Origin of the sequence: Nocardia sp. CA-129566 (genome assembly GCF_050956075.1) — a bacterium.
Taxonomy (GTDB): domain Bacteria; phylum Actinomycetota; class Actinomycetes; order Mycobacteriales; family Mycobacteriaceae; genus Nocardia.
In genome coordinates this window covers 4,629,287-4,650,937 of record NZ_CP192085.1, presented here as the reverse complement: position 1 = coordinate 4,650,937, position 21,651 = coordinate 4,629,287, and the positions used below count along the sequence as shown (strand labels likewise).

At 66.9% G+C, this 21,651-nt stretch carries 19 protein-coding genes; 9 read left to right on the top strand and 10 right to left on the bottom strand.

Translation table 11 applies throughout. The features are described 5' to 3' along the window. Positions 1–4: 4 nt before the first annotated feature. From ACQP0C_RS19975 to ACQP0C_RS19960, 4 genes are read left to right on the top strand one after another with little or no spacing between them, the layout of a single operon-like run. Positions 5–1,522 carry a protein phosphatase 2C domain-containing protein gene (locus ACQP0C_RS19975; protein WP_433721920.1) on the top strand — a complete coding sequence of 506 codons (1,518 nt, stop codon included), beginning with the start codon at positions 5–7 and terminating at the stop codon, positions 1,520–1,522. Positions 1,523–1,531: 9 nt separating this feature from the next. Then, positions 1,532–2,623 (top strand): hypothetical protein, encoded by a 1,092-nt coding sequence (locus ACQP0C_RS19970; protein WP_433734388.1) that lies wholly within the window; start codon positions 1,532–1,534, stop codon positions 2,621–2,623. Positions 2,624–2,636: 13 nt separating this feature from the next. Then, positions 2,637–5,246, top strand: coding sequence for an ATP-binding cassette domain-containing protein (locus ACQP0C_RS19965; protein ID WP_433734387.1), 2,610 nt, complete (start codon positions 2,637–2,639; stop codon positions 5,244–5,246). Between the two features lie 8 nt (positions 5,247–5,254). Beyond that, positions 5,255–5,770, top strand: a complete 516-nt coding sequence (locus ACQP0C_RS19960; RefSeq protein WP_433734386.1) for a hypothetical protein — start codon at positions 5,255–5,257, stop codon at positions 5,768–5,770. A 24-nt stretch (positions 5,771–5,794) separates the two neighbouring features. Here the strand turns inward: ACQP0C_RS19960 and ACQP0C_RS19955 are convergent, their stop codons facing one another. After that, entirely contained in the window at positions 5,795–7,159 is a 1,365-nt protein-coding gene (locus ACQP0C_RS19955; protein WP_433734385.1) for a protein kinase domain-containing protein, read from the bottom strand. A gap of 97 nt (positions 7,160–7,256) precedes the next feature. Here ACQP0C_RS19955 and ACQP0C_RS19950 point away from each other — a divergent pair, with 97 nt between their 5' ends. Next, positions 7,257–8,012, top strand: a complete 756-nt coding sequence (locus ACQP0C_RS19950; RefSeq protein WP_433734384.1) for a CAP domain-containing protein — start codon at positions 7,257–7,259, stop codon at positions 8,010–8,012. A 111-nt stretch (positions 8,013–8,123) separates the two neighbouring features. Here ACQP0C_RS19950 and ACQP0C_RS19945 read toward each other — a convergent pair whose 3' ends face one another. Next, complete coding sequence (locus ACQP0C_RS19945; protein WP_433734383.1) at positions 8,124–8,558, bottom strand: MarR family winged helix-turn-helix transcriptional regulator; 435 nt, start codon at positions 8,556–8,558, stop codon at positions 8,124–8,126. 116 nt (positions 8,559–8,674) lie between these two features. Here ACQP0C_RS19945 and ACQP0C_RS19940 point away from each other — a divergent pair, with 116 nt between their 5' ends. Both ACQP0C_RS19940 and ACQP0C_RS19935 read left to right on the top strand, forming a co-directional pair. Further along, positions 8,675–9,802, top strand: a complete 1,128-nt coding sequence (locus ACQP0C_RS19940; protein WP_433734382.1) for an NADH:flavin oxidoreductase — start codon at positions 8,675–8,677, stop codon at positions 9,800–9,802. Positions 9,803–10,006: 204 nt separating this feature from the next. Further along, positions 10,007–11,263 (top strand): NAD(P)/FAD-dependent oxidoreductase, encoded by a 1,257-nt coding sequence (locus ACQP0C_RS19935; RefSeq protein ID WP_433734381.1) that lies wholly within the window; start codon positions 10,007–10,009, stop codon positions 11,261–11,263. Between the two features lie 55 nt (positions 11,264–11,318). Here ACQP0C_RS19935 and ACQP0C_RS19930 read toward each other — a convergent pair whose 3' ends face one another. Next, complete coding sequence (locus ACQP0C_RS19930; RefSeq protein WP_433734380.1) at positions 11,319–12,179, bottom strand: SDR family oxidoreductase; 861 nt, start codon at positions 12,177–12,179, stop codon at positions 11,319–11,321. A gap of 503 nt (positions 12,180–12,682) precedes the next feature. Between ACQP0C_RS19930 and ACQP0C_RS19925 the strand changes: the two genes are divergently transcribed. Continuing rightward, on the top strand, positions 12,683–14,062 hold the full coding sequence (locus ACQP0C_RS19925) for a bifunctional lysylphosphatidylglycerol flippase/synthetase MprF (RefSeq protein WP_433734379.1): 1,380 nt from the start codon (positions 12,683–12,685) through the stop codon (positions 14,060–14,062). On the opposite strand, the gene ACQP0C_RS19920 is transcribed toward ACQP0C_RS19925, so the two are convergent. The 4 genes from ACQP0C_RS19920 to ACQP0C_RS19905 are packed head-to-tail and all read right to left on the bottom strand — an operon-like array spanning position 14,059 to position 17,506. Next, a complete protein-coding gene (locus ACQP0C_RS19920; RefSeq protein WP_433734378.1) occupies positions 14,059–14,703 on the bottom strand; it encodes a pentapeptide repeat-containing protein in 645 nt (214 codons plus the stop codon). The two genes, ACQP0C_RS19925 and ACQP0C_RS19920, sit on opposite strands and share 4 nt — an antisense overlap. Before the next feature lie 52 nt (positions 14,704–14,755). Then, complete coding sequence (locus tag ACQP0C_RS19915; protein ID WP_433734377.1) at positions 14,756–16,387, bottom strand: RNA polymerase sigma factor; 1,632 nt, start codon at positions 16,385–16,387, stop codon at positions 14,756–14,758. 9 nt (positions 16,388–16,396) lie between these two features. After that, positions 16,397–16,810, bottom strand: coding sequence for a YciI family protein (locus ACQP0C_RS19910; protein ID WP_433734376.1), 414 nt, complete (start codon positions 16,808–16,810; stop codon positions 16,397–16,399). A 42-nt stretch (positions 16,811–16,852) separates the two neighbouring features. After that, entirely contained in the window at positions 16,853–17,506 is a 654-nt protein-coding gene (locus tag ACQP0C_RS19905) for a DUF998 domain-containing protein (RefSeq protein WP_433734375.1), read from the bottom strand. 133 nt (positions 17,507–17,639) lie between these two features. Here ACQP0C_RS19905 and ACQP0C_RS19900 point away from each other — a divergent pair, with 133 nt between their 5' ends. After that, positions 17,640–18,806, top strand: coding sequence for a serine hydrolase domain-containing protein (locus ACQP0C_RS19900; protein ID WP_433734374.1), 1,167 nt, complete (start codon positions 17,640–17,642; stop codon positions 18,804–18,806). A gap of 151 nt (positions 18,807–18,957) precedes the next feature. On the opposite strand, the gene ACQP0C_RS19895 is transcribed toward ACQP0C_RS19900, so the two are convergent. The 3 genes from ACQP0C_RS19895 to ACQP0C_RS19885 all read right to left on the bottom strand — a co-directional run bounded on the left by ACQP0C_RS19895 (position 18,958) and on the right by ACQP0C_RS19885 (position 21,650). Then, positions 18,958–19,845, bottom strand: coding sequence for an NmrA/HSCARG family protein (locus ACQP0C_RS19895; RefSeq protein WP_433734373.1), 888 nt, complete (start codon positions 19,843–19,845; stop codon positions 18,958–18,960). Between the two features lie 215 nt (positions 19,846–20,060). Continuing rightward, entirely contained in the window at positions 20,061–20,672 is a 612-nt protein-coding gene (locus tag ACQP0C_RS19890; protein ID WP_433734372.1) for an isochorismatase family cysteine hydrolase, read from the bottom strand. Positions 20,673–20,723: 51 nt separating this feature from the next. Further along, positions 20,724–21,650, bottom strand: a complete 927-nt coding sequence (locus ACQP0C_RS19885) for an MBL fold metallo-hydrolase (RefSeq protein ID WP_433734371.1) — start codon at positions 21,648–21,650, stop codon at positions 20,724–20,726. Between the last annotated feature and the right edge of the window lies 1 nt (position 21,651).

Sequence of the window (21,651 nt, the reverse complement as noted above, 5' to 3'; positions counted from 1 at the left end):
ACCCATGACACCGACTACCTTTCGCCGCCGACCCATCCTGGTCGTGGCCGGTATCGCCGTGCTGGGCACATTGCTGTCGATCATCGTGCAGCTACTGGCCGACAGTGGGCACGACAGCTGGACCACGGCCGACGTCGCCGACCGAGTAGCCGCCGATGTCGTGGGCTGTCCGCAAGCGGCGCCGAGCGAGCCGGAAGCCGCTATCGGCCCGGCGAAGTCGCCGGTGCGCGCGCAGCTGGTCAATAAGTCCAGCGACCCCTGTGCGCTGATTTCGGGTCTGTCCATCACCTTGGCCAAGGGCAGCCAGTTGCCCAAGCAAGGGTCGGATCCGGTGTCGCTACGCGATGTCGATGGCAAGGAGGTCAACGCCCGGCCCTTCGGCAACAACGGTGATGTGCTGCTGGTCTCGATCGCCGATCCCGCGCCGAAGCGGTCCTGGTTGTGGTGGTTGCCAACGACTCTGATGTGCCTGCTCACCGCGGCGGCGACCGGAGCGGCGGTGGTACTCGTGGGGCCGAGTCGGGCAACCACGCCGGCGCCGCCGGTCATCGATCGTCGCGCGCCCGAACGCCGCGAATCCGAACGCCGCGAATCCGAACGCCACGAGCTCACCGACCGAGCCGAGGCCGCCCGGCCGGTCGAACTCCCCGCATTGACCACCTCGGGTGTGAGCGGACTCGCGGTCGACCGCGGCCGCAGCGGCCGTTACGACGTCTATGCCGCGACGCAGGTGGGACTTTCGCATGCCAAGGACGGCCACACCCGCGAGGACGCCTACGCCATCGGCGGCGATCCGGATCGCGGCTGGGTGTATCTGGCGGTCGCAGACGGCCTCGGTTCGGCCGCCAATTCCCACGCCGCCGCGCAGCGCGCGACCCGCGCCTGCCTGACGCTGCTGCACCGATATGCGGGCTCGCTCGACCGCATCGGCTATCCATCCACCTGGGAGCCGCTGGCCGCGGAGATCACCGCGAAGGTCGCCGCACAACTCGACGCGGGCGCCGTCGACGAACTGGCCGCGGAGCTCGACTATCGCAGCCCGCACAGCTCGGGCCATAGCAAGCGCACGTCGATCCCGGCCTGCACCTTGGCCTTTGCCGCGCTCGGGCCGGTGTCGGCGGACGGCTACCCGCTGGCCTGGGCCACCGTCGGCGATTGCGATCTGCTGCTGGTCGATCTGGATTCCGGTGCGACCAAATGGCTGACCCAGCACGCGACAAAGCACGGGATGATCAGCAATGTCACGCCCTCGCTACCGCGCGACACCGACAAGGTGATCGCCGGGCTCACCTTCGTGCCAGCGAATCTGATGGTGGTGCTGGCCAGCGACGGTATGGCCGATGCGATCCGGCTGGTGCCCGAACAGTTCGCCACGCTGTTGCCGCAGATCGCCGGGCCGCGCCCGGCGGAGCATGTCTTCGGTCAGCTCGTCGGATTCGACCTGCCGGGCTTACACGACGATCGCACCATCGTCGCGGCCTGGCCGACACGCGGGCGTGGGTCCGCACGGGAAATACGGTAGGTGGGGGCAATGACAATGCCGGGGTGGTCGGCGGACGGTCGCACGGAATACCGGGTGGACGAGCTGCGCATCATGGGTGACTTTCCATTGGGCGAGGGCGGCTCCGCGCAGGTATGGCGGTGCACGACACCGGATCAGGTGTCGGTCGCGTTCAAACGCTATGACCGGGATACGGTGCGGCAATTGCAGCCAGCAGTGCTGCGCGAGTTGGTCGGCTGGCCGCACCGGCTGGACCAGGACGACCGCAAACGACTGCTGGAACTGTGCGCGTGGCCGCATGCGGTGGTTGTCGAAAACCACACTGTCGTAGGCATTCTCATGCCGTTGGCGCCGCGCGAGTTCTTCTTCGATGCCAATAGCGGGCCGCAGCCACGCGCGTTCACCCGGGTCGCGGTGCGGGTGCCGGACGCGCAGAAGCGTGGCCACACCTATTTCGATTTCCCGCACAAGATCGCCCGGCTCGGCCAGTTGCTGGTGGACCTGCAGTTCCTGCACGATAGCGACATTGTCGTCGGGGATCTGCAGCCCAACAATATCCTGACCACCGACGCCCACCCGGTCGATGGCGTCGTCTCGGCGCACAACTACTTCTTGGACTGCGATTCGTTCGTCATCGCGGGCCGCGGGGCGACGCCGCGGCTGGACCCGCTGCCCTGGCGGCCGCCGTATCCGGTACAGCAGTTCACCGCGACCACCGACATGTTCAAATTCGCCCTGTTGATGATCCGCTGCCTCGCCGAGAATCTGGCCGCCGATCAGCTGGACTACCGCCAATACGTCCAATTGCTGCCCACCGGGGACTTCCAGAAGATCGACCGGCTGCTCACCACACCCCAGCCCGATCTGACCTCCGCCGACCTCCGTGCGCTCGCACTGGCCTGGCAGGCGGTGGTGCGGCCCGACGGCCGGGTGTATCGGCGCACGGACTTCGCGCTGCGTGAACCGTGGAACGAACACACTCGCGCCGCGCACTTCGCCGAATTCACCGCCGCCGCGATGACGCCGAGCAGCACGCCGTCCCACAGCATTTCGCCCTTAGTGGTGGTCGCGTGGATCGCGGTGGTCCTGGTAGTGCTCACCGTCATCATCGCGCTCGCCTGATCAGGAACGACCGATGCCGGTACCCGAACCCGCACTCCTGCTCACTATCGGAGCGACCCGCCACCGGATCGCCGGACGCACTCATTCCCTCGGCTGCGGCCCCGGCGCCGATATCTCGATCAGTGACAACGGCCCGGCCGGACAATGGCTTCGCTTCCGGTACGTCAAAGGGTGGGCTATCCGCGCTGTCGATCCGGTGATCGAGGCGACCCTCGACAATGTGCCGATCGCGACGAGTGCTTGGACGGCGGTCGAGGATTCGGGCGCGCACGAACTCCGTATCGCGGTGCGCGGGCGGACGTTCCGCATTGTCGTCGCGAGTGCGGACCACAATGGAAGCGTCACGCCGCCAACAGTTGTCGGTGCGTCGGGTCGTGGACCGGATCCAACGGTCGACCCCCGCGCGTCCCGAACCCCGCCGCGACAGCGGCCGACCCCGCCCGCTGCTGGCCCACCGGCGGCGGACGCCGGACATGTCCCTTGGCAGGTCGATCCGGCGATGCCTGGACGGACACCGGGCGCAGCGCCGAGGCAGACCCCGCCACGACGTACCCGCGCACAGTCGACTCCGCCGTCGGCTGCGCGTCCGAAAGCGCGTGCCGTAGCCGACCCGACGATCATCGATGAGCCCGTACACGCATCGTCGGCCCACAGCACTCCCCCGCAACCCCATCCCGCACCGGGACAACAAGTCCCACCGTCCACCCCGCCCGGAACCTGGTCTGTGCCGAGCGATAGCCCGCTGGTGATCGGACGCGAGGGTGGGACCGCCGAAATGGCCTTGTCCGGTTTGGATTTGGCGCATCGGCATGCGACGGTGCGCTGGACCGGGCGCGCTGTCGAAGTGCGCGGACTCGCCACCAACGCGCGACCGTTCGTCGACGGCAAACCGGTATTGCACGCCCGGCTGCGAGTGGGCGAGCAATTCATGCTGGCGCACCACACTTTTGAGGTATCGGGCCCCGCGCAGCTCAGGTTGGTCCCCGTCGCCGTGATCGCGCGCGAGCCGCTGTTGCGGTTCGACGGGGTCAGTCTGCGCTACCAGGGGCGCACCGAACCCACCTTGCGCGACCTGACTTTCGAACTGGCGCGCGGTGAGGTTTTGGCCGTTATCGGCCCCTCCGGCGCCGGGAAGTCCACCATGTGTGCGGGGCTGCTCGGCGAGGTCGCGCTCGCCGCCGGATCGTTGCGGCTGGGCCGGGTCGACCTGGTCGCCTCCCGTATGCAGGCCAGCCATCTGGTTTCCTTCGTGCCGCAGCAGCCCGCCATGTACGGCGACCTCGCGGTGCGCGATGCCCTGCTGTGGGTGGCGGGTCTGCGCACGGCCAGCGATACCAGCCGGTCCGAGCGCGCAGCGCGGGTCGACACCGTGATCGCCGAGATGGAGCTGGGCGGTGAGGTGCACAAGCGGATCGACACACTGTCCGGCGGTCAGCGCAAGCGTGTCTCGACCGCGATGGAACTGCTCAGCGATCCACAGCTGCTCGTGCTCGACGAACCGACCTCCGGACTCGACGAGGGCTTGGACCGCGCGATGATGCAGCGGTTGCGCGTGGTTGCCGAAACCGGTTGTGCGGTAATCGTTGTCACGCATTCGATGGTCAATGTCGATTGCGCCGACAAGGTGCTCGCGGTGACCGGGCGCGGGCGGCTCGGATTCTTCGGATCGCCCCCGGAATTGCTCGGCGCCTTCGAGGTCGACAGCTATGCCGAGGTGATGGATCGGTTGCGCGCCGACCGGCAGGCCGGGCAGCCGTCGACACCATCGACTCCACAACCGGCCGACCGGGCGGTGGCCGCGCCGATGCGGGGATCGGTGCACCGGCATCTGCCGCGCCTCATCGGACGGGAATGGGCCCGGCAGCGCAATGGATTCCGCACTCTCGCGTTGGGTTCGGCGGCGGGTATCGGCTTGACCACATTGCTCGCCGCGGCCGCTTCCGACGACGGCCTCGGCGGTGATCCGCGCGCGATGAGTTCGGTCATGATCGCCTTGATCGTCTGTCTCACCTTCTTCTCGATGGCGCAGTCCTTCGCTGCCATCGTCGACGATCGCGTCGTCATCGAACGCGAAGCGCGCTGGGGTATTTCGGCGGCCTCGGTGGTGCTGGCGCGCGCGATCACCTGCACTCCACTCGCGGTCCTGCTGGGCGTGGCATCGATGATCGGATACCTGCGCGTCAAGTCCGGGCCCGCGGATCCGGTGCTGCCCCAGCCCTACGGTCTGCTGCTCTTCGCGATCACGCTGCCGCTGGCCGCGATGGCACTCGGCCTGCTGGTGTCGGCTTGTTCGAAATCGTTGCGGCAGGCGGTTTTCGTGCTCATGGGTGTGCTGGCATTGCAGGTGGTGATGACCGGGCTCGCGCCACCGTTCGAGGGTGGGCCCGGTGAGGTGCTGCGGATGTTCGCCTATGCCGCGCCGTCACGCTGGGCATCGGCCGGGTTGGGGTCCGATGTCGGCCTCACGGTGGCCGATCCCGCGACGAATCCGTTCAAAGATTTGATCTGGACCCATGATCTGCGACATGTCGAGACGGCCGCGGCGGTGCTGGTCCTCATCGCAGTCGTCGCCATCGCATCGACCATTCGCGTACTGCGGCGACAGCTGCTGGCACTGAAGTAGGAGCTGGTATGACATCACGACGCGGCCTGTCGCTCATCGTCGCGGCCCTGGTGAGTTTCGGCGCCGCAGGATGCTCCTCATCCGTGCGGAACGCCGTCGAGAACCGGCCGCAGGAGCCGCACGCACCGCGTCCGGCTACGGTACGGGCGGGACGGATTCCCAGCGGGACCATCACCCTGCGCACCAACCGACAGGTCACCTTCGATCCGAATTCGCTGCGGTACTGCACCACCGACGGCGCGGGATTCACATTGAGCACCGGAGAAATCATCTGGCTCAGCGGAATCGCGTCCCTGGAATTCGGTCCGCAACAAGGTTCGGAGTTGCCGGTGACCTACCGGCCGCGGAGCCCGAAAGGTGCGAACGCACAGATCTTTCCGAGCCCCGGCGCCCCGAATGTTCAACCCGCTACCGGTCGAATGTCGGCCGGATGTCAATTCTTCGTGGTGAATCGCGGTGAGCGGTATCTGCCGGGTGAGCTGACGAGTATCACCTTCGACCAGGAGACCGAATCGCATAACTGATATCGGCGATCCGGTCCGAACGAATCATCTGGCCGTGAGTGCCACCGCGATCACGACTATCGATATGGCGAGGGAAATCCAGCCGAACCGCAGCCACCGCGCGGCCGACAATGGCGGGGCGACGAATGCCCGTCGCGCATAGACCCGTTCGCGGATACCGCGCACGATCGCGATGGGGCCGAACAATAATCCGTATCCGAACAGCGACAACACAATAATTGCCACGACAACCCAGGTGCGGCCGAACGGATCGGACGCGGTGGCCGGTGTCGGCGGCTCCGTCGCGCCGACGGGCTGGCGCTGCGGGGTGAGGATATCGTTGCGCGACACCGGAGGGGTCGATGGCAAGGTATTGCGACGGGGTTGCGGGTCGGCGGACAGCAGATGCGGATCGTCGGAGGCGACCATGACCTCATCGGTCTCCGAGAAGGCGATGTCCTCGGGCACGGAGGAGGCCGGGCCATCCGACTCGGGCATCGCAGCACGGTCCGGCTCGACAAGCGTGACTTCAGCCGACTCGGACACCCCGACCTCGCCGCCCGAGGGCGCGACCACCGTCTTTCGCCGCCCGCTCTGCTCGTCTCTGGCTTGTGCCGCAAGGAAATTCACCAGCTCGGGGGCCGTCGGTCTGGCGTCGGGATCCTTGTCCATGGCAGCAACGACCATGCGCCGATAGCGACCGGGCACACCGGCCAGATCGGGATCGTCCCGAATTATCCGTGCTATCACCGCCGCCTGGGTGTCGGCTCGAAATGGTGGCCGACCGGTTGCCGCGAAGGCGACCAACGCGCCCCAGGCGAAGATGTCGGCGGGCGGGCCGACCTCGCGATTGCCGAGCATTTCCGGCGGCATCCAGGCCAGTGTTCCGATAATGCGGCCCGGCTCGGTGAGGCGGGTGGCGTCGGTGATTCGGGCGATACCGAAATCGATGACCCGCGGCCCGTCCCAGGACAGAATTATGTTGTCCGGCTTCAGGTCCCGATGGATGACCTCCGCACCGTGTATGCAGTCGAGCGCTTCGGCGAGGCCGCTGGCGAAATCGTAGAGTTGTGCGGGCGACATCGCGCCGTGCTCCCGAATCGCCTGTGCCATCGATTCCCCCGATACGAAGGAATTCGCCAGCCAGGGGCGCTCGGCATGGATATCGGCGGCCACCACCTCCGCGATGCGCCGCCCGTGCACACGCTGGGCGGCGGTGACCTCCTGCCGGAATCTGGCCCGGAATTCCGGATCCCGCGCCAATTCCACATGCGGCATCTTTATCGCGACAACGCTGCCGTCCGGTCCGAACCCCTGAAAAACGACGCCCATTCCGCCCGCGCCGAGACGTCCGTGTAACACGAAGGGACCGATAGCCGTCGGATCATCCGGCAACAATGGTCTCAGCATTCTCCCTCACCCGATTACGCTGAGCTGTCGTAGTTTTCGGAGCTTAGCACTCCGCGCCGCTGTTTTCCGACTTCATTGGTTCGCCGTTGGAGTTTCATTGGCCGAAGCCACGAATCTCATGGGTATGACCCCGACAACACACCCGATGCGCCGCCCCGCCGCAGCCGTGCTGGCCACCATCGCGGGCCTGACGATCGCAGCCCTGCCCGTGACACACCCGGCCCCCGCAGCCGCGGCACCGACCGCCAACTGCGCGCACGCCGACGATCCGGTACTCCCGCCGGACAAGGCGCCGACCGACAACTCGGGATCGCGCAACCGCCTGCGCGTTCTGTTCCCCGACCTCGCCTATCGCCACGAAATCGAGAAGGCGGTCCTGTGCCTGACGAACTTCGAACGCACCCAGCGCGGTCTGCCCGAACTCGAATGGAATATGCAACTCGTCGATTCCGCCGAAAAGTACGGTGCCGAGGCGGATCGCCTGAACTGGTGGACCGGATCCTCCCGTGCGGAAACCGTGAAGTGGCACATCCACCCCGAGTCCCCCCGCACCTCCGCCGACGACGAACAGGAGGCCCCGATCCAGATCGGCAAGCGCATCGGTGCCGCCCAACCCTGCGCTCCCGGTAAGACTTTGGTGTTCTGGACCGAAAACACCGCGTGGGGCACCGGCAATCAATCCACTGCCCGGGTCGTCGTCGACAAATGGATGCACAGCGACCGCCACCGGGACAACATCCTCAATAGAGACGCCACCCTCGTGGGCCCCGGCGTGGTCTACGGCTTTGCTCAACCCGGCACGGCACCGGACCAGGCAGGTCTCTACGTCCAGCACTTCGCATCCTGCAAATGATCCGTCCGACCGAATGATTCGGATGGTCTAGAGGTCTTGGTCGGGCGAAGTTGTGAACGGCCTGGCGGCGTCCGGCGTGACGGGTCCGGTGACCGTCGCGGGTCACCCCGGTCAGACGGCGCGCCGGGAGACGAAAACCCGTTCCAGCAGGACGTACAGGCAGTCCCGGTCCTGGTCGCTGAGCCTGTTCAGACCATCTTGCGTGGCGCGCATCTTCGCGCGGATCGCGTCGGTGACACGCTCGCCCTCGGCCGTGAGGACGAGATTCTTGACGCGCCGGTCGGATGCGCTGGTCTCGCGGCGCACGAGGCCGCGCTTCTCCAGCCGGTTGATGATCCCGGTCACGTTGGAGGCGTCGCAGACCATGGTCTCGGCCAGGGCGCTCATCGCGGCGGGTCCCCGGCGCAGCACGGTCAGCGCCTTGCCCTGGCTCGCTGTGAGGTTCTCACTCGCCGCCGCGACTGTGAAGTCGCCGTAGTAGGCGCCCAGCGACACCGAGAGCAGCTCCATGAGCTGGGCCGTGTCGACGCGGGGAGCTTCTGTCATGAGAGCCACCCTATCCGCTGAAACTTGACTATCTCAAATATCTACCTCTACGGTGTCCGCATTGCTTGAAGTTCTCAAGCATCAACGTTGTCGAGTAGCTACGAGGAGCGTCCTCTGTGACCGTCACCGCGTCCCCCGCCTCCCGCGCGGCCGAGATCCTGTCCCGGCCCGTCGCGCTGAACGGCCTGACCGTCCCGAACCGCATCGTGATGGCGCCGATGACGCGCATGTTCTCCCCTGGCGGTGTACCCGGTGACGACGTGCGGTCGTACTACGCCCGCCGCGCCGCCGCGGGTGTGGGCCTGATCGTCACCGAGGGGACCTACGTCGGCCACGAGTCGGCCGGGCAGAGTGATCGTGTGCCGCGGTTCCACGGTGAGGAGCAGTTGGCGGGGTGGGCGAAGGTCGCCGAGGCCGTGCACGCGGCGGGCGGCACGATCGTGCCGCAGCTGTGGCACATCGGCATGGTGCGCAAGCAGGGCGACGCGCCCTACGCCGACGCCCCCGCCGTCGGGCCCTCCGGTATCCGCGTCGACGGCACCGAGGGCACCGGCAAGGCGATGGTCCAGCGTGACCTGGACGACGTCATCGGCGCCTTTGCCGAGGCCGCCGCGGCCGCCGAGCGCATCGGCTTCGACGGCGTCGAACTGCACGGTGCCCACGGCTATCTCCTCGACCAGTTCCTGTGGGCGCGGACGAACCGCCGTACCGATGCCTACGGCGGCGACTCCGTGGCTCGTACAACGTTCGCGGCCGAGATCGTGGCCGCGGTGCGGGCGGCCGTCTCGCCGGGCTTCCCGGTGATCTTCCGCTACTCGCAGTGGAAGCAGGACGCCTACGACGCGCGGCTCGCCGAGACCCCGCAGGAGCTGGAGGCGATCCTGGCCCCGCTGGCCGCGGCCGGCGTCGACGCCTTCCACGCCTCGACCCGCCGCTACTGGCTCCCAGAGTTCGACGGCTCGGACCTGAACCTGGCCGGCTGGACCAAGAAGCTCACCGGCAGGCCCACCATCACCGTCGGTTCGGTCGGCCTCGACGGCGACTTCATCCGTGCGTTCACGGGCGAGGGCGCCGAGCTCGGCAGCCTCGACAACCTCCTCGATCGCCTGGAGCGCGACGAGTTCGACCTGGTCGCCGTCGGCCGCGCCCTGCTCCAGGACCCGGAGTGGGCGTCCAAGGTCCTAGGGGGGCGGATCGACGAGCTGAAGCCGTACGACGCGGCGACACTGAAGACGCTGAGCTAGAGGTGATGGTCGGGCGAAGCCCGATCTTCCGAGTCCTGGGCCGCGGCGGCGCGGCTTGCGGGTTGATGACGACGCTGACCGGGTCGACGACCCGGCCGCGGCCGGGTCGTCGACGGCGCCCCACTACCAGCGCTCCGACCAGCAGCATCAACGATCAGGATGTTCGACCGCAGTATTAAAATGACCCCTGTGCACCGCGCTGCAGTGACCGATCCTTCGCGTGTGGTGGTTCTCGGGTCCGGGTTTGCGGGTCTGTGGGCGGCGCTCGCGGCGGCCCGGCGGCTCGACGAACTCGGTGTGGCGGTCGGAACCGTCGATGTCACGATGATCAGTTCCACGCCGTACCACGACATCCGCGTGCGCGACTATGAGACCGATCTGAGCACATCCCGCATCCCGCTCAGCGCCCTTCTCGATCCAGTTGGAATCAAGCACATCATCGGCGAAGTGACGGCGATCGACCCGCTGGCGCGGGTCGTGGAATCCACCGCGGGCACTCACGGCTACGACCGGCTGGTGCTCGCGGTGGGCAGCCAGGTGGTCAAGCCCGATATTCCTGGCCTGCGGGAGTTCGGTTTCGACATCGATACCCATGACGCAGCGACCAGACTGCAAGCCCACCTGCGCCGGCTTGCCGAAGGCCCCGCCGACCCGGCGGCCGCGACAGTGGTCGTCGTCGGGGCAGGTTTGACCGGGATCGAAGCGGCGACCGAGCTGCCCGCAATGCTCGCCGACGCCTTTGCCGCGCGCGCCGTCGCACCGCGGGTCATCCTGATCGACCGCAACCCGTTCGTCGGCTCGGACATGGGCGCATCGGCGCGACCGGTCATCGAGGCGGCGCTGGCCAACATCGGGATCGAGACCAAGTTGGGCGTCGGGGTCGTCGGCATCGATGAGTGCCGCGTGACGCTCTCCTCGGGTGAAGTGCTGACCGCCGCCACCGTCGTCTGGTGTGCCGGCATGCGGGCCAACCCGCTGACCGCAGACTTCGGGGTCGACCGTGACCGGCTGGGTCGACTGCCCGTCGACGATTATCTGCGGGTCTGCGGTGTGCCCGGAGTATTCGCCGCCGGTGACGTCGCGGCCGCAAGAATGGACGACGAGCATATGTCGGTGATGTCCTGCCAGCACAGCCGCCCGATGGGCCGGTGGGCGGGATACAACGTCATCGGCGATCTTCTCGGCAAGCCCATGAAGCCGTTGCGGATCCCTTGGTATGTAACGGTTCTCGATCTGGGACCGGCAGGCGCGGTGTATACCGAGGGCTGGGATCGCCACGTGGTCGCGTGCGGCGAGGAGGCCAAAGAGACCAAGCGCACCATCAACACCCGGCGTATCTATCCGCCGTTGAACCGTGACCGCGACGCATTGCTGGCGGCCGCCGCGCCCGAACTGCAGGCCGCGCCCGAGCACGGACCCGAGTCCGCCCATCGACTACCAATCGCGCTGATGGATATATAGGAAGAGCCCGGCTTCGATCGCGGGCTGCGGCTCGGCTATGGGTGGTTCCTGTTCGTCAGACCTGGTTCGACACGGGTTCCTTCTCGATATAGCGGCTCATCGCCCAGTTCAGCCCGCGCATGGCGAGGTTGTAGGACGGCGGGAAGTAGCGCTGTGCGAGATAGCCGACGCGGATATCGGGCGAGGTGAAGACCATGTACCGATTGCGCTCGACCCCGCGCACCACCGATCGGGCGGCCTGCTCGGGAGTAACCGCGTGCCGCATGAACAATGCGACGCCCTTCTGCACCGCCGCCGCTTGCCGGTCGACGCCCGCGATATCCGCGCTGTCCACCATCGGTGTCGCCATCGCACCGGGGCAGACCAGGCTGACGCCGATGCGGTGCTGGCGCAGATCGAAGCGCAGCACCTCCGAAACGCCGCGCAAGCCGAATTTGCCCGCACTGTAGGGCGCATGCCAAGGCAGCCCGAAAAGTCCGGCGGCGGAGGCCACATTCACCAGATGCCCGCCGCGACCGGCCTCGATCATCGGCGGCACGAACTCCTCGATCACATGGATGGGCCCCATCAGATCGATATCGATAGTGCGCCGCCACTGTTTGTGTGTGAGCCGATCGACCGTGCCCCAGGTGGCAATGCCCGCCACATTCATCACGATGTCGACGCTGTCGACCTCGGCATGCGCCTTCGCGGCAAAGGCGACCACCGCGTCGTAATCGCTGACATCGGCACGCTCGGCGAGATGCACGACGCCGCCGGTCGCGCGCACATCGTCGGCAGTACGCTGCAAGCCGATGTCATCGATATCGGTCAGGATCACCGACGCCCCCTTGGCGGCCGCCGCCAGCGCCGTACTGCGTCCCAGCCCGCTGGCCGCGCCGGTGATCAGGCAGCTCTTGCCGTCGAACTTCGTCATGGATCGACGATAGACAATTATGAACACTGTTGTCTATAGATCCTGACCACCGTCTCAGACGAACTTTCCCCGCCCGCCAGCGCCGGATCGTAAAACGTGATTGATGCGTGACCGACTGAACGATAGCTGTTGGCTATCGATGGTGCGCAGGCTCACCGCCGAAGTAGGTCCCATGTCCACTGATCGCCTCGTCGTCGGCGCTGTCGGACCGGTCGTGATGGTAGTGGACGGAGCATTCGCGGTGGCTGGGCCACCCGAGATCCGGTCGTGATCCGTGCTTCACGGCAGCGTCCATCGGGTCACGGCGCAACAACTCCTCCCGCCCGACGGCCCGATGCGCTAGCCGAGCGAACGCCATCGCCGCCCGGTGATCCGGATGCGCCAGGAATGTTCGAGCCCTCATCCCATGTTCCGCATACAGTTACGTGTACAGGATCATCGGGAGGACCACATGGGGAACCTGTTCAGACGCAGCGCGTCGATCAGCCTAGGGGCGTACCGACGTGGCTGAAGGACGGGAAACAACAGCGCGCAGTTCGACACTGGCGGTGTACCGCGATGCCTCGATCACCACCACACCTGCGGCGCGGCCGATTATTTCCATCGCACTGCTGCTGATGAGCGTTGTACTGGTCTACGAGGCCGGTCGCGCTACGCCCGGACAGGACCACGGCTGGTTCATCGCCGTCTCCATCGCCGGACTCTTCGTGGTCCGCGGGCTGCATCTGCGCCGCCCGATCACCCTGCCGCATTTCACCATCGCGGTCTTCGTCCTCGCGGCCGCCAATGCCGCCTACCGCGCCTCACATCCCGGCTTCGGGTTCGTCTTCCTGGCCGCGACCGGATTCATTCTGATGCTGCCGCAGGCGAGTCGGCCACAGCCCGAGCAGTTGTACCGCGTCGCCGAGCTGGTCGGACGGACCGCGCGCGATCCGCTCGCCCCATTCGCGCTGCATTCGTCGAAGTCCTATTACTTCAACGCGAATTCGACGGCGGCGATCGGCTATCGGGCCCGCTTCGGTATCGCGGTCGTCGCCGGGGATCCGATCGGTGATCGGGATGCTTTCCCTGGACTGCTCTCGGATTTTTCCGAGTTCGCGGCGAATCACGGATGGCGGATCGCGGTGCTCGGCGCCAGTCCCGATCTGACGCAGCTGTGGCGGCATCGGGCGATCGAGCATCGTGGGTTGCGCGCGATACCGGTCGGACGCGATGTGGTCATCGATGTGGGCACGTTCGCGATGGTCGGGCGGACCTTCCGCAACCTGCGCCAGGCCGTGAGTCGCACCCGCAATTTCGGCGTGACCACCCAGGTGATCAGCGAGGCCGACCTGACCGAACCGCTGCGGGCCGAACTGCTCGACATTGTCGATTCGTGGAAGACCGGTCGGCAGAATCGCGGCTTCTCGATGATCCTCGACCACCTGCTCGACGGTCGGAATCCGGGCATGCTGCTGGTGCTCGCCAGGGATGCGGACGGGCGCGTCGCGGGGTTCCAGCGCTATGGCGTTTCCGGGCGCGGGCGCGAGCTCAGCCTGGATGTGCCGTGGCGGCGCAAGGACGCCCCGAACGGACTGGACGAGCGGATGATCATCGATCTCCTCGACCACGCCCGTGCACAGGGGATCGAGCGGATCTCATTGGCGTTCGCGCCGTTTCCCGAGCTGTTCGCCGAGAAGGAGCGGTCACGGACCGAGAAGCTGATCTATGTGCTCGCGCATCTGGGTGATCCGCTGATCCGGCTGGAGTCGCTGTACCGGTTCCTGCGCAAGTTCCGTTCGATGTCGGATCAACGGTTCGTGCTGATCCGCTGGCGCGAGGTACTGCTGGCGGCCGCGGCACTGCTCACCTTGGAGTTCGTGCCGCACCGCAAGCAGCACTAGTCGCGGACGGCAATGCCGATCGATCGGGCGAATTCGGGTGCCAGATCGAGCAATTGGAGCGGGGTGATGGTCGCGCCGCGCAGCGCGTCCAAGCCCTCGGCGATATCGAGGTGCGCGGCGCCGCGCAGGTCGACCTGTTGCAGTCGGGCGCGGTTGATCAGCATGCCCTCGACGGTGGTGCCGGGGAAGCTCAGCTTGGTCAGTTCGGCTTCACCGAAATCGGTGTGCCGCAGGACGCAATCGACGAATTGCACCTCGCGCAGTCTGGCTCTGCGGAAGTTCACCGAGTCGAATTTGCAACCCTCGAACCGCACCCGACGCAAGTTCGCACCGCCCGCATCGACACCGGACAGCGCACCGGCGATCAGTTCGACGTCCTGCCAGGAGGTATCGGACAGGTCGGTGCCGACCCAGCGCACATTGCGCTGCCAGACGTCGGTGAACCGGGCGAAGCGCAGGCTGCCGCGATTGATCGCGAGCGAGGTGAAGACGGTTTCGTTGAAGCGTCCGTTGCCCGCTTCGACGTCCTCCAGATCGGCACCGGTGACGTGTACACAGTCGTAGTCACCTTCGGGCTCGAGCGCCCCGTCCAGCGGCTTCAGAAAACGCGCATAGGGCAGATCTTCGAGCTGGTCGGGCACGGCTGACCTCCGGATTCGGCGACGGTCCTCCCTGTCTACCAGTCGCGACCGACTAGGGCTCGATGCGTTCGAGCAGCCAGCGCGGGCCGACGGATTCGGCGCCGAACGGTTCGAGTCGAGCACGGAGTCCGCGGTCGGCGGTCACGACGGTGATCGGCCGGGCGCTGTCCTGCTCGACCGCTGCCGCGACGACCTCGACTATCGCGTCATCCCCCGAACCCGGCGCGAGTACCACACGCAGACCTTCGAACTCCTCCGACGCCGCGGCCTTCGCGGCACCCTCCAACACGACGACCACCTCGGCCGGGTGCTCCAGTGTGCGCAGCCGCACGAGTAAGCGCCGGGCCGCACCGGCGCGGTCGCGCCACCAACCATCGGGCCGCGAGCCGACGACATTCGCGGCGTCCACCACGATCAGCATCACTGCATCGTTACTCGCCCGTTCGTCAGGTGCGCGGCGGGCCGCGCGTGCGTGCAGGTAGCGCTGCTGCGGCAGGCTCATGGTCTGCTGCGCGGCAAGCAGATACGCCGCGCGGGCGGCGGTCCGATCCCCCAGCGATTCCAACAGATGCGCGCGGACCGCGGACAGGCGGTGATCCCCGACCAGTTTGCCCTCGGCAGCCAGGTCGTCGACGAGTTTCAACCCGAGGTGCGGGCCGCGGGCCATCGCGACGGCTACCGCGTGGTTGAGGGCGATGATCGGGTTGTCCACCAGTGCGAGCAGGCGTTCGTACAGCAGCATGATCTGCGGCCAGTCGGTGGCTGCGTAGGTCGCTGCCTCATCGTGCAGTGCGGCGATGGCCGCTTGGAGTTGGTACGGACCCGGCACACCACGGGGCAGGGCATCGGTGATCAGCGCGATGCCCTCGGTGATCGCGTCGGTATTCCAGAGTGCGCGGTTCTGGTCTTCCATCGGAACGAGTTCGCCGTTGTGTCCGGTGCGGGCTGGTCGGCGCGCGTCGGTGAGCAGCATCAACGCGAGCAGGCCGGTGACCTCGGCGTCATCGGGTAGCAGTCGGTGCAGTAGACGGGTCAGGCGGATCGCCTCGGCGCAGAGTTCGACGCGGTGCAGGTTCGGTCCCGAGGTGCTGGCATAGCCCTCGGTGAAGATCAGATACAGCACATGCAGCACGGCGGCCAAGCGCGCGTCGCGCTCAGCGCTGGCGGGCGGGGCGAAACCGACACCGCTGTCCTTGATCGTCTTCTTGGCGCGGCCGATGCGTTTGGTCATGGTCGCCTCCGGCACCAGGAAGGCGCGGGCGATCTCGGCGGTGGTCAGGCCACCGACCGCGCGCAGGGTCAGTGCCACCTGCGAGGCGGGTGTGAGCGACGGGTGGCAGCACATGAACAGCAGGACGAGAGTGTCATCGGCGTCGGTCGGATCGCGGTCGGCGGGCGGGGTCAGCCAGTCCTCGGGGAGCGCCCAGCGGGCCACGGTGTCCTCGCGGCGGCGTCGAGCCTGCTCATTGCGGAGCAGATCGGTCAGGCGGCGCGCGGATACCGTGATCAGCCAGGCACGCGGATCGTCCGGTATGCCATCGACCGGCCATTGGGTGGCGGCGGCGAGCAGACCCTCCTGCACCGCGTCCTCCGCGGTGGCGAAATGTCCGTATCGCCGCACCAGTGCGGCGAGGACCTGCGGCGCGGAAATCCGCAGCAGATCCTCCACCAGGGCATCCGACATCGAAGGGGCTCAATCGAATTCGGGTGCCCACTCCTGGATCGGCCGGACATCGGCGTAGGCCGTCTCGGCGATATGCGCCGGGGCCGGGCATTTGCTGAGTTCGGCCGCGATTTCGGTGGCGCGATCGAAGTTCTCGCATTCGACGATCCAGTATCCGGCCAGCACCTCCTGCGTCTCGGCGTAGGGCCCGTCGGTCACGAACGGCGCACCGTTCTTGGTGGTGATCCGACGGGTGTGCACCGGCTGGGCCAGACCGCGCGTCTCGACCAGTTCGCCGGATTCCTCCAACTTCTTATTGAGATTGCCCATGAACTCCGCCATCGCCGCGAACTCCTCGGCGCTCCACGCCGGTTTGCCGGTCTGCCTGCCGACCATGCCGTCGTAGTCCTGCTGCGAGCCGTAGCTCAGGATCATGTACTTCATGACAACTCCTCCGCTGTGGCGGCACCCCGGTGGCACCGTTCGTCAGATACGTCGCAGCCGCTGACCATTCTCGGACATGGCCGCCGCCGAGCGCAGCAATCGCCGCGCGAGCATGGCGACCGCGCCGAATTCGATGGCGGTCGCAAGCAGCAGTCGCACGCTGAATCCGTCCAGCGACGGCCACGCGACCAGTGCGAGCACGGCCACCAGCGCCGTGATCCAGGGCCACTTCGCGGTAGATCGCCGGATCATGGCGATGACGAAGACCAGCCACCCGAGCTGTGCCACCACAAACCCCACCTCGTGCAGCAGGCCGTGCCAGCTCATCCGCTCCGGTGCACCATCCGGCGCGCCCGGCGGGAAGCCCGCGCCCGGATCGGTGACGAAAACCCCGGCAATGATCGAACCGACGCCGAGCGCGGCCACCGCAAACGGAATCACGGCGCCGCCCCAGGTATTTCGCAACTCCTGCCGCAGTCCCACCGCACTTGCCGCGAACACTGCACCCGAGACAACGAAGTTCGCGATCTGGATCCAGCCGAGTGAGCCGAGACTCAGCAGACTGATCGGATGGCGGCCGAGATCGAATCCCCTGCGCGTTCCCGCCTGCAGCAGCACAACCAGCACGAACAGCGGGCCGACCGCGATTGCGCAGCCGAGCAGTGCGCGGGTCTTATCGCTTTGTTGGTATGACATCGGTGCTCCCTTGGTCGCTGGACTATTCGTCAGGGACGTCGAAGCGGCGGTGGGCTGATGGACAGCGACTGCGAGTGGCAGAGTTGGCGAGCTCGGACGGCGGGCGGTGTGCACCCGTGACATGCTGGGGGACATGGTGATCGATGGTTTTGTCGCGTCCGGGTTCGAGGCGGTGCGTGAGGTGTTCGCGGCGAATTTCGCCGAGCAGGGGGATGTCGGTGCGGCGGTGACCGTGTATCGAGACGGTGAGCCGGTGGTGGATCTGTGGGGTGGGCTGGCCGATCCGGAGGGTGAACGGCCGTGGGAGCGCGACACGCTGCAGCTGGTGTATTCGGCGACCAAAGGGGTCACCGCGACCGTCGCGCACCTGCTGGCGCAGCGGGGCGAGCTCGAGCTGGACGCGCCGGTCGCGCGGTACTGGCCGGAATTCGCGGCGGCGGGCAAGGGCGACATTCCGGTGCGCTGGCTGCTGAGCCATCAGGCGGGGCTGGCGGCGCTGGACAAGGCGGTGCCGCTGGCGGATGCGCTGGCCTGGGGGCCGATGGTGGACGCGCTGGCTGCGCAGACGCCGAACTGGCCACCCGGTACCGCGCACGGGTACCACGGACGGACGTTCGCGTGGCTCGTCGGTGAGGTGATCCAGCGGGCGGCCGGGCGTACCGTCGGGCGGATTCTGGCCGAGGAGATCGCCGGTCCGCTCGGTATCGACTTCTTCATCGGTTTGCCCGCGGCCGAACAGCACCGCGTCAGTCGACTTGTGTTCGCGCCCAAGGTCGATGTGGCGTCGGTGCCGGAGGAATTCGTTCCAGCGGAGCTGCGGCCGATGGTCGCCGCGATGCGCGATCCGGAGGCGCTGGTCAATCGCGCTTTCGAGGTCACCGATCCGGCCGATATCGATTTCAACGATCCGGCGGTGCACGCCGCGGAGATTCCGTCCAGCAATGGCATCGGCACCGCGCGCGGTCTCGCCCGGCTCTACGCCGCGACTATCGGCGAGGTCGACGGCGCCCGCCTGTTCACCCCCGAAACCCTCGCTGCGGCAACGCGCGAACAGGCCAGCGGCATCGACCGAGTCATGATGCTCGAGGACCGCTATGCCAGCGGATACATGCTTCCCACTGCGGGTTTCGCCCTCGGCGGCCCCAACTCCTTCGGCCACCCCGGCCGCGGCGGATCCCTCGGCTTCGCCGACCCGGACACCGGCATCGCCTTCGCCTATGTCACCAACTACATCATCGAAGGCGCACCGGATCTACGCGCCCGCAACCTTGTCGATGCCGTGAACAAGGCGCTCGGGTAGGCGGCGTCTCGAGCGCCCGTTCCGGTCTCGATTCCGTACAACGAGGCCGATCGGGCCGCTCGAGCCACCATCGGCAATCATTCAGTGCCGAATTCCCTTGTCCACTGGCCCGATTCATCGTCCGCCGAGGTCTTCCCCGATGTTCGACGGGTCAGGCGGTGTGTGCGGAGTATTGCCGTATTCCTTCGCGCTGCAGCCAGGTGGTGAAATCCAGTAGTTCGGGGTGGCGTTGCCGCAGTGTCGCGATATCGGCGTTCCAACCGCCGCTCTGGTTGGCGAAACGGTAGCCGGCCATGGCGTCGGGGTCCTTGTCCGACAACGCTTCTCGTGGGATCGCACGGTATCGGATCGACTGCCCGAGGGACCGGCTCATGGCTGCCGCTATCTCGGTCATGGTCAGCTGGTCGCCCGCGAGTTCCACGGCGACGCCGATGTATTCATCGGGGTGGGCGAAGGCGAGCGCGGCGAAGGCGCCGATGTCGGCGCCGGCGATCAGCTGTACGGGTACGTCCGGGTGGATGACGTCGGCGAGGACTCCGTCGCGGAAGCCGAAGCGGGGGTCGAGCTGGTTTTCCATGAAGCGCACCGGGCGCAGCATGGTGGTCGGTAGGTCCAGTCGCGCGGAGTATCTCTCCAATGTCGCCTTGCTCTGCCAGCGTCGAATGCCGTGATCGGCGTCCGCGGCGCCAACCGAGGCGTAGACGAAGTGGGCGACACCCGCTGCCGCGGCCGCGTCCGCGACATTGCGACCCAGCCTCAGTTCGTCGTCGACGGTGAAGCCGGGCGGCGTGCCTGGGTACCCCGCGGTCGGTTGCACACTGAACACGCCGTGAACACCCGCCGCCGCGGTATCCAGCGTGGTTCGGTCGCCCATATCGCCGCGCACCAGTTCCGCACCCGCCTCGGCCAGCACCCGAGCACTCGCCGTGTCGGGGTCGCGTACCAGCGCACGCACCCGCCAACCCGCCGCGAGCAGCGCGCGAGCCGTTGCGCCTCCCTGGGTGCCCGTAGCTCCGGTAACCAACACGATGTCCGACATCGCATCCTCCTCGAATAGCCCTGTTCACCTACACTGGCCAGCAACCGGGGATTGTCCCCGTGTAACCGTCGGCTACGATACGGGGACAATCCCCGTTTCGCAATTGCGGTCGATGCCGGTCTACGACTGAGGTGGTCGGCCGCGAAAGCGGAGGCGGTGCCGCTGCTGACAATCGAGTACGGCAAACAGGGCACCCGGTCGGCCCCGGGGACTCTTCAGGCGGTGACGAGTTCGTCGGTGGTAACGATCGCGTGTGCGAAGGTGGGTCCGTTGATCTCGTGGGCGGTGCGCATCCCCTCACGGCTGAGGGCGGCGGTCGCATCCCTGACCAGGGTCGTGTGGTAGCCCAGCTCCGTCGCAGAACGCGAGGTGGACTCGATGCAGGTGTTGGCGAGCATACCGACGGTCACGACGTGGTCGATCCCACGCTGCCTGAGTTGGTGGTCGAGATCCGTATTGGCGAAACCGCTCTGCGCCCAGTGCTCCTTGATTACGACGTCGCCCGGCTGGACTTGGAAATCGTCGTGGAAGGCACCACCCCAGGTGCCATTGGCGAAGGTCTCGAGCTCGGCAGAAGCCACCTGTGTGGGGGTCGGGAACTTCCAATCCGCGTAGTCGCCTGGTTCCCAGCGGCGATGGGGCACGAAGAAGACCTGGACACCGACCCGCCGCGCCGTGTTCACGATGGTGCGCAGATGGTCCAGCGCATGCACTTCCTCGGCAACTTCCATTAGCCGCGGCCACAGTTTGCCGCCCTCGCTGAGGAAGTCGTTGTAGGGGTCGACCAGTAGCAGGCCGGTCCTCGCTGGGTCGCGATGAAAAGTCACAATGCACCTATACGCTTTCAAATTCCGGCAATCGACCGGTTCGGATTGCTGTCACGATTTGGCGAACAGCGGGTAGCCGCTGGTGTAGGTCAGTTCGATCAGTTCGGTACGAGGTGCTGCCCGGGCCAATGCGGCGCGGATCGGGCCGATGTCGGCGGGGATGGTGAGGCCGGGCAGGAAGTCGTCGTGGTGGCTGAGAATCACGCGTGCGGGATGGAGGAGTTGGGCTTGCCGGGCGATGAAGTCGGCGATGCTGCCCTGGATCGGTTCGCCGTCGAGGGTGGGCCTGCCGGTTGCGGCGAGGATGGCCACGTCGGGGTGTAGGTCGCGCAGGATGCCGCTCCAGTGTCCGGAGGTGTCTTGGAACAGCAGGCTGCCTTGGCTGGTTTCGAACAGGTAGACAAGTGCGCCGCCATCGCCGCGCGGGTGCTGGTTGCTGAGCTGGAAGTGGGCGAGCATCTGGGGAGAGAGGCCGGCCAGCCCGGTGGCCGGGGGCCGTTCGGCCTGACGGACCTGGCGTTCCTGGTAGGTGAGCCACAGATCGCCCAGGCATGCTTGGTCGGATGCGGGGAATTGGTGGGTCCAGACCGAGGAATGCAAGCTGGGGTAGACCGCGACGGTCACGTCGGCCGACAGGCGGATGCGTTCGCCTCCGCTGACCGGTAGCAGTTGGTCGTCGGAAACGCCCTCTCGTTCCATGATCCGGATGGTTTCGTGGCTGCCGATGATCGTGGCGCCGGTGCGCCGGGCAATGCGTTCTGCGCCCCACAAATGATCGAAATGGGAGTGGCCGATCACGATCCAGTCGGCTCTGTCGATATCGTCGGTGCGCACGTCGGGTCCCGGCGCACCGGGAAACCGATCGATGTAGGCATCGAGGAAGACGACGAGCTCGCCGATGGTCAGGCGGAAGGTCGCGCAGCCGTACCAGTCCAGGGTCGCCTCGGTCCGGGCGGTGCCGCCGTCATTGCCGCCCACT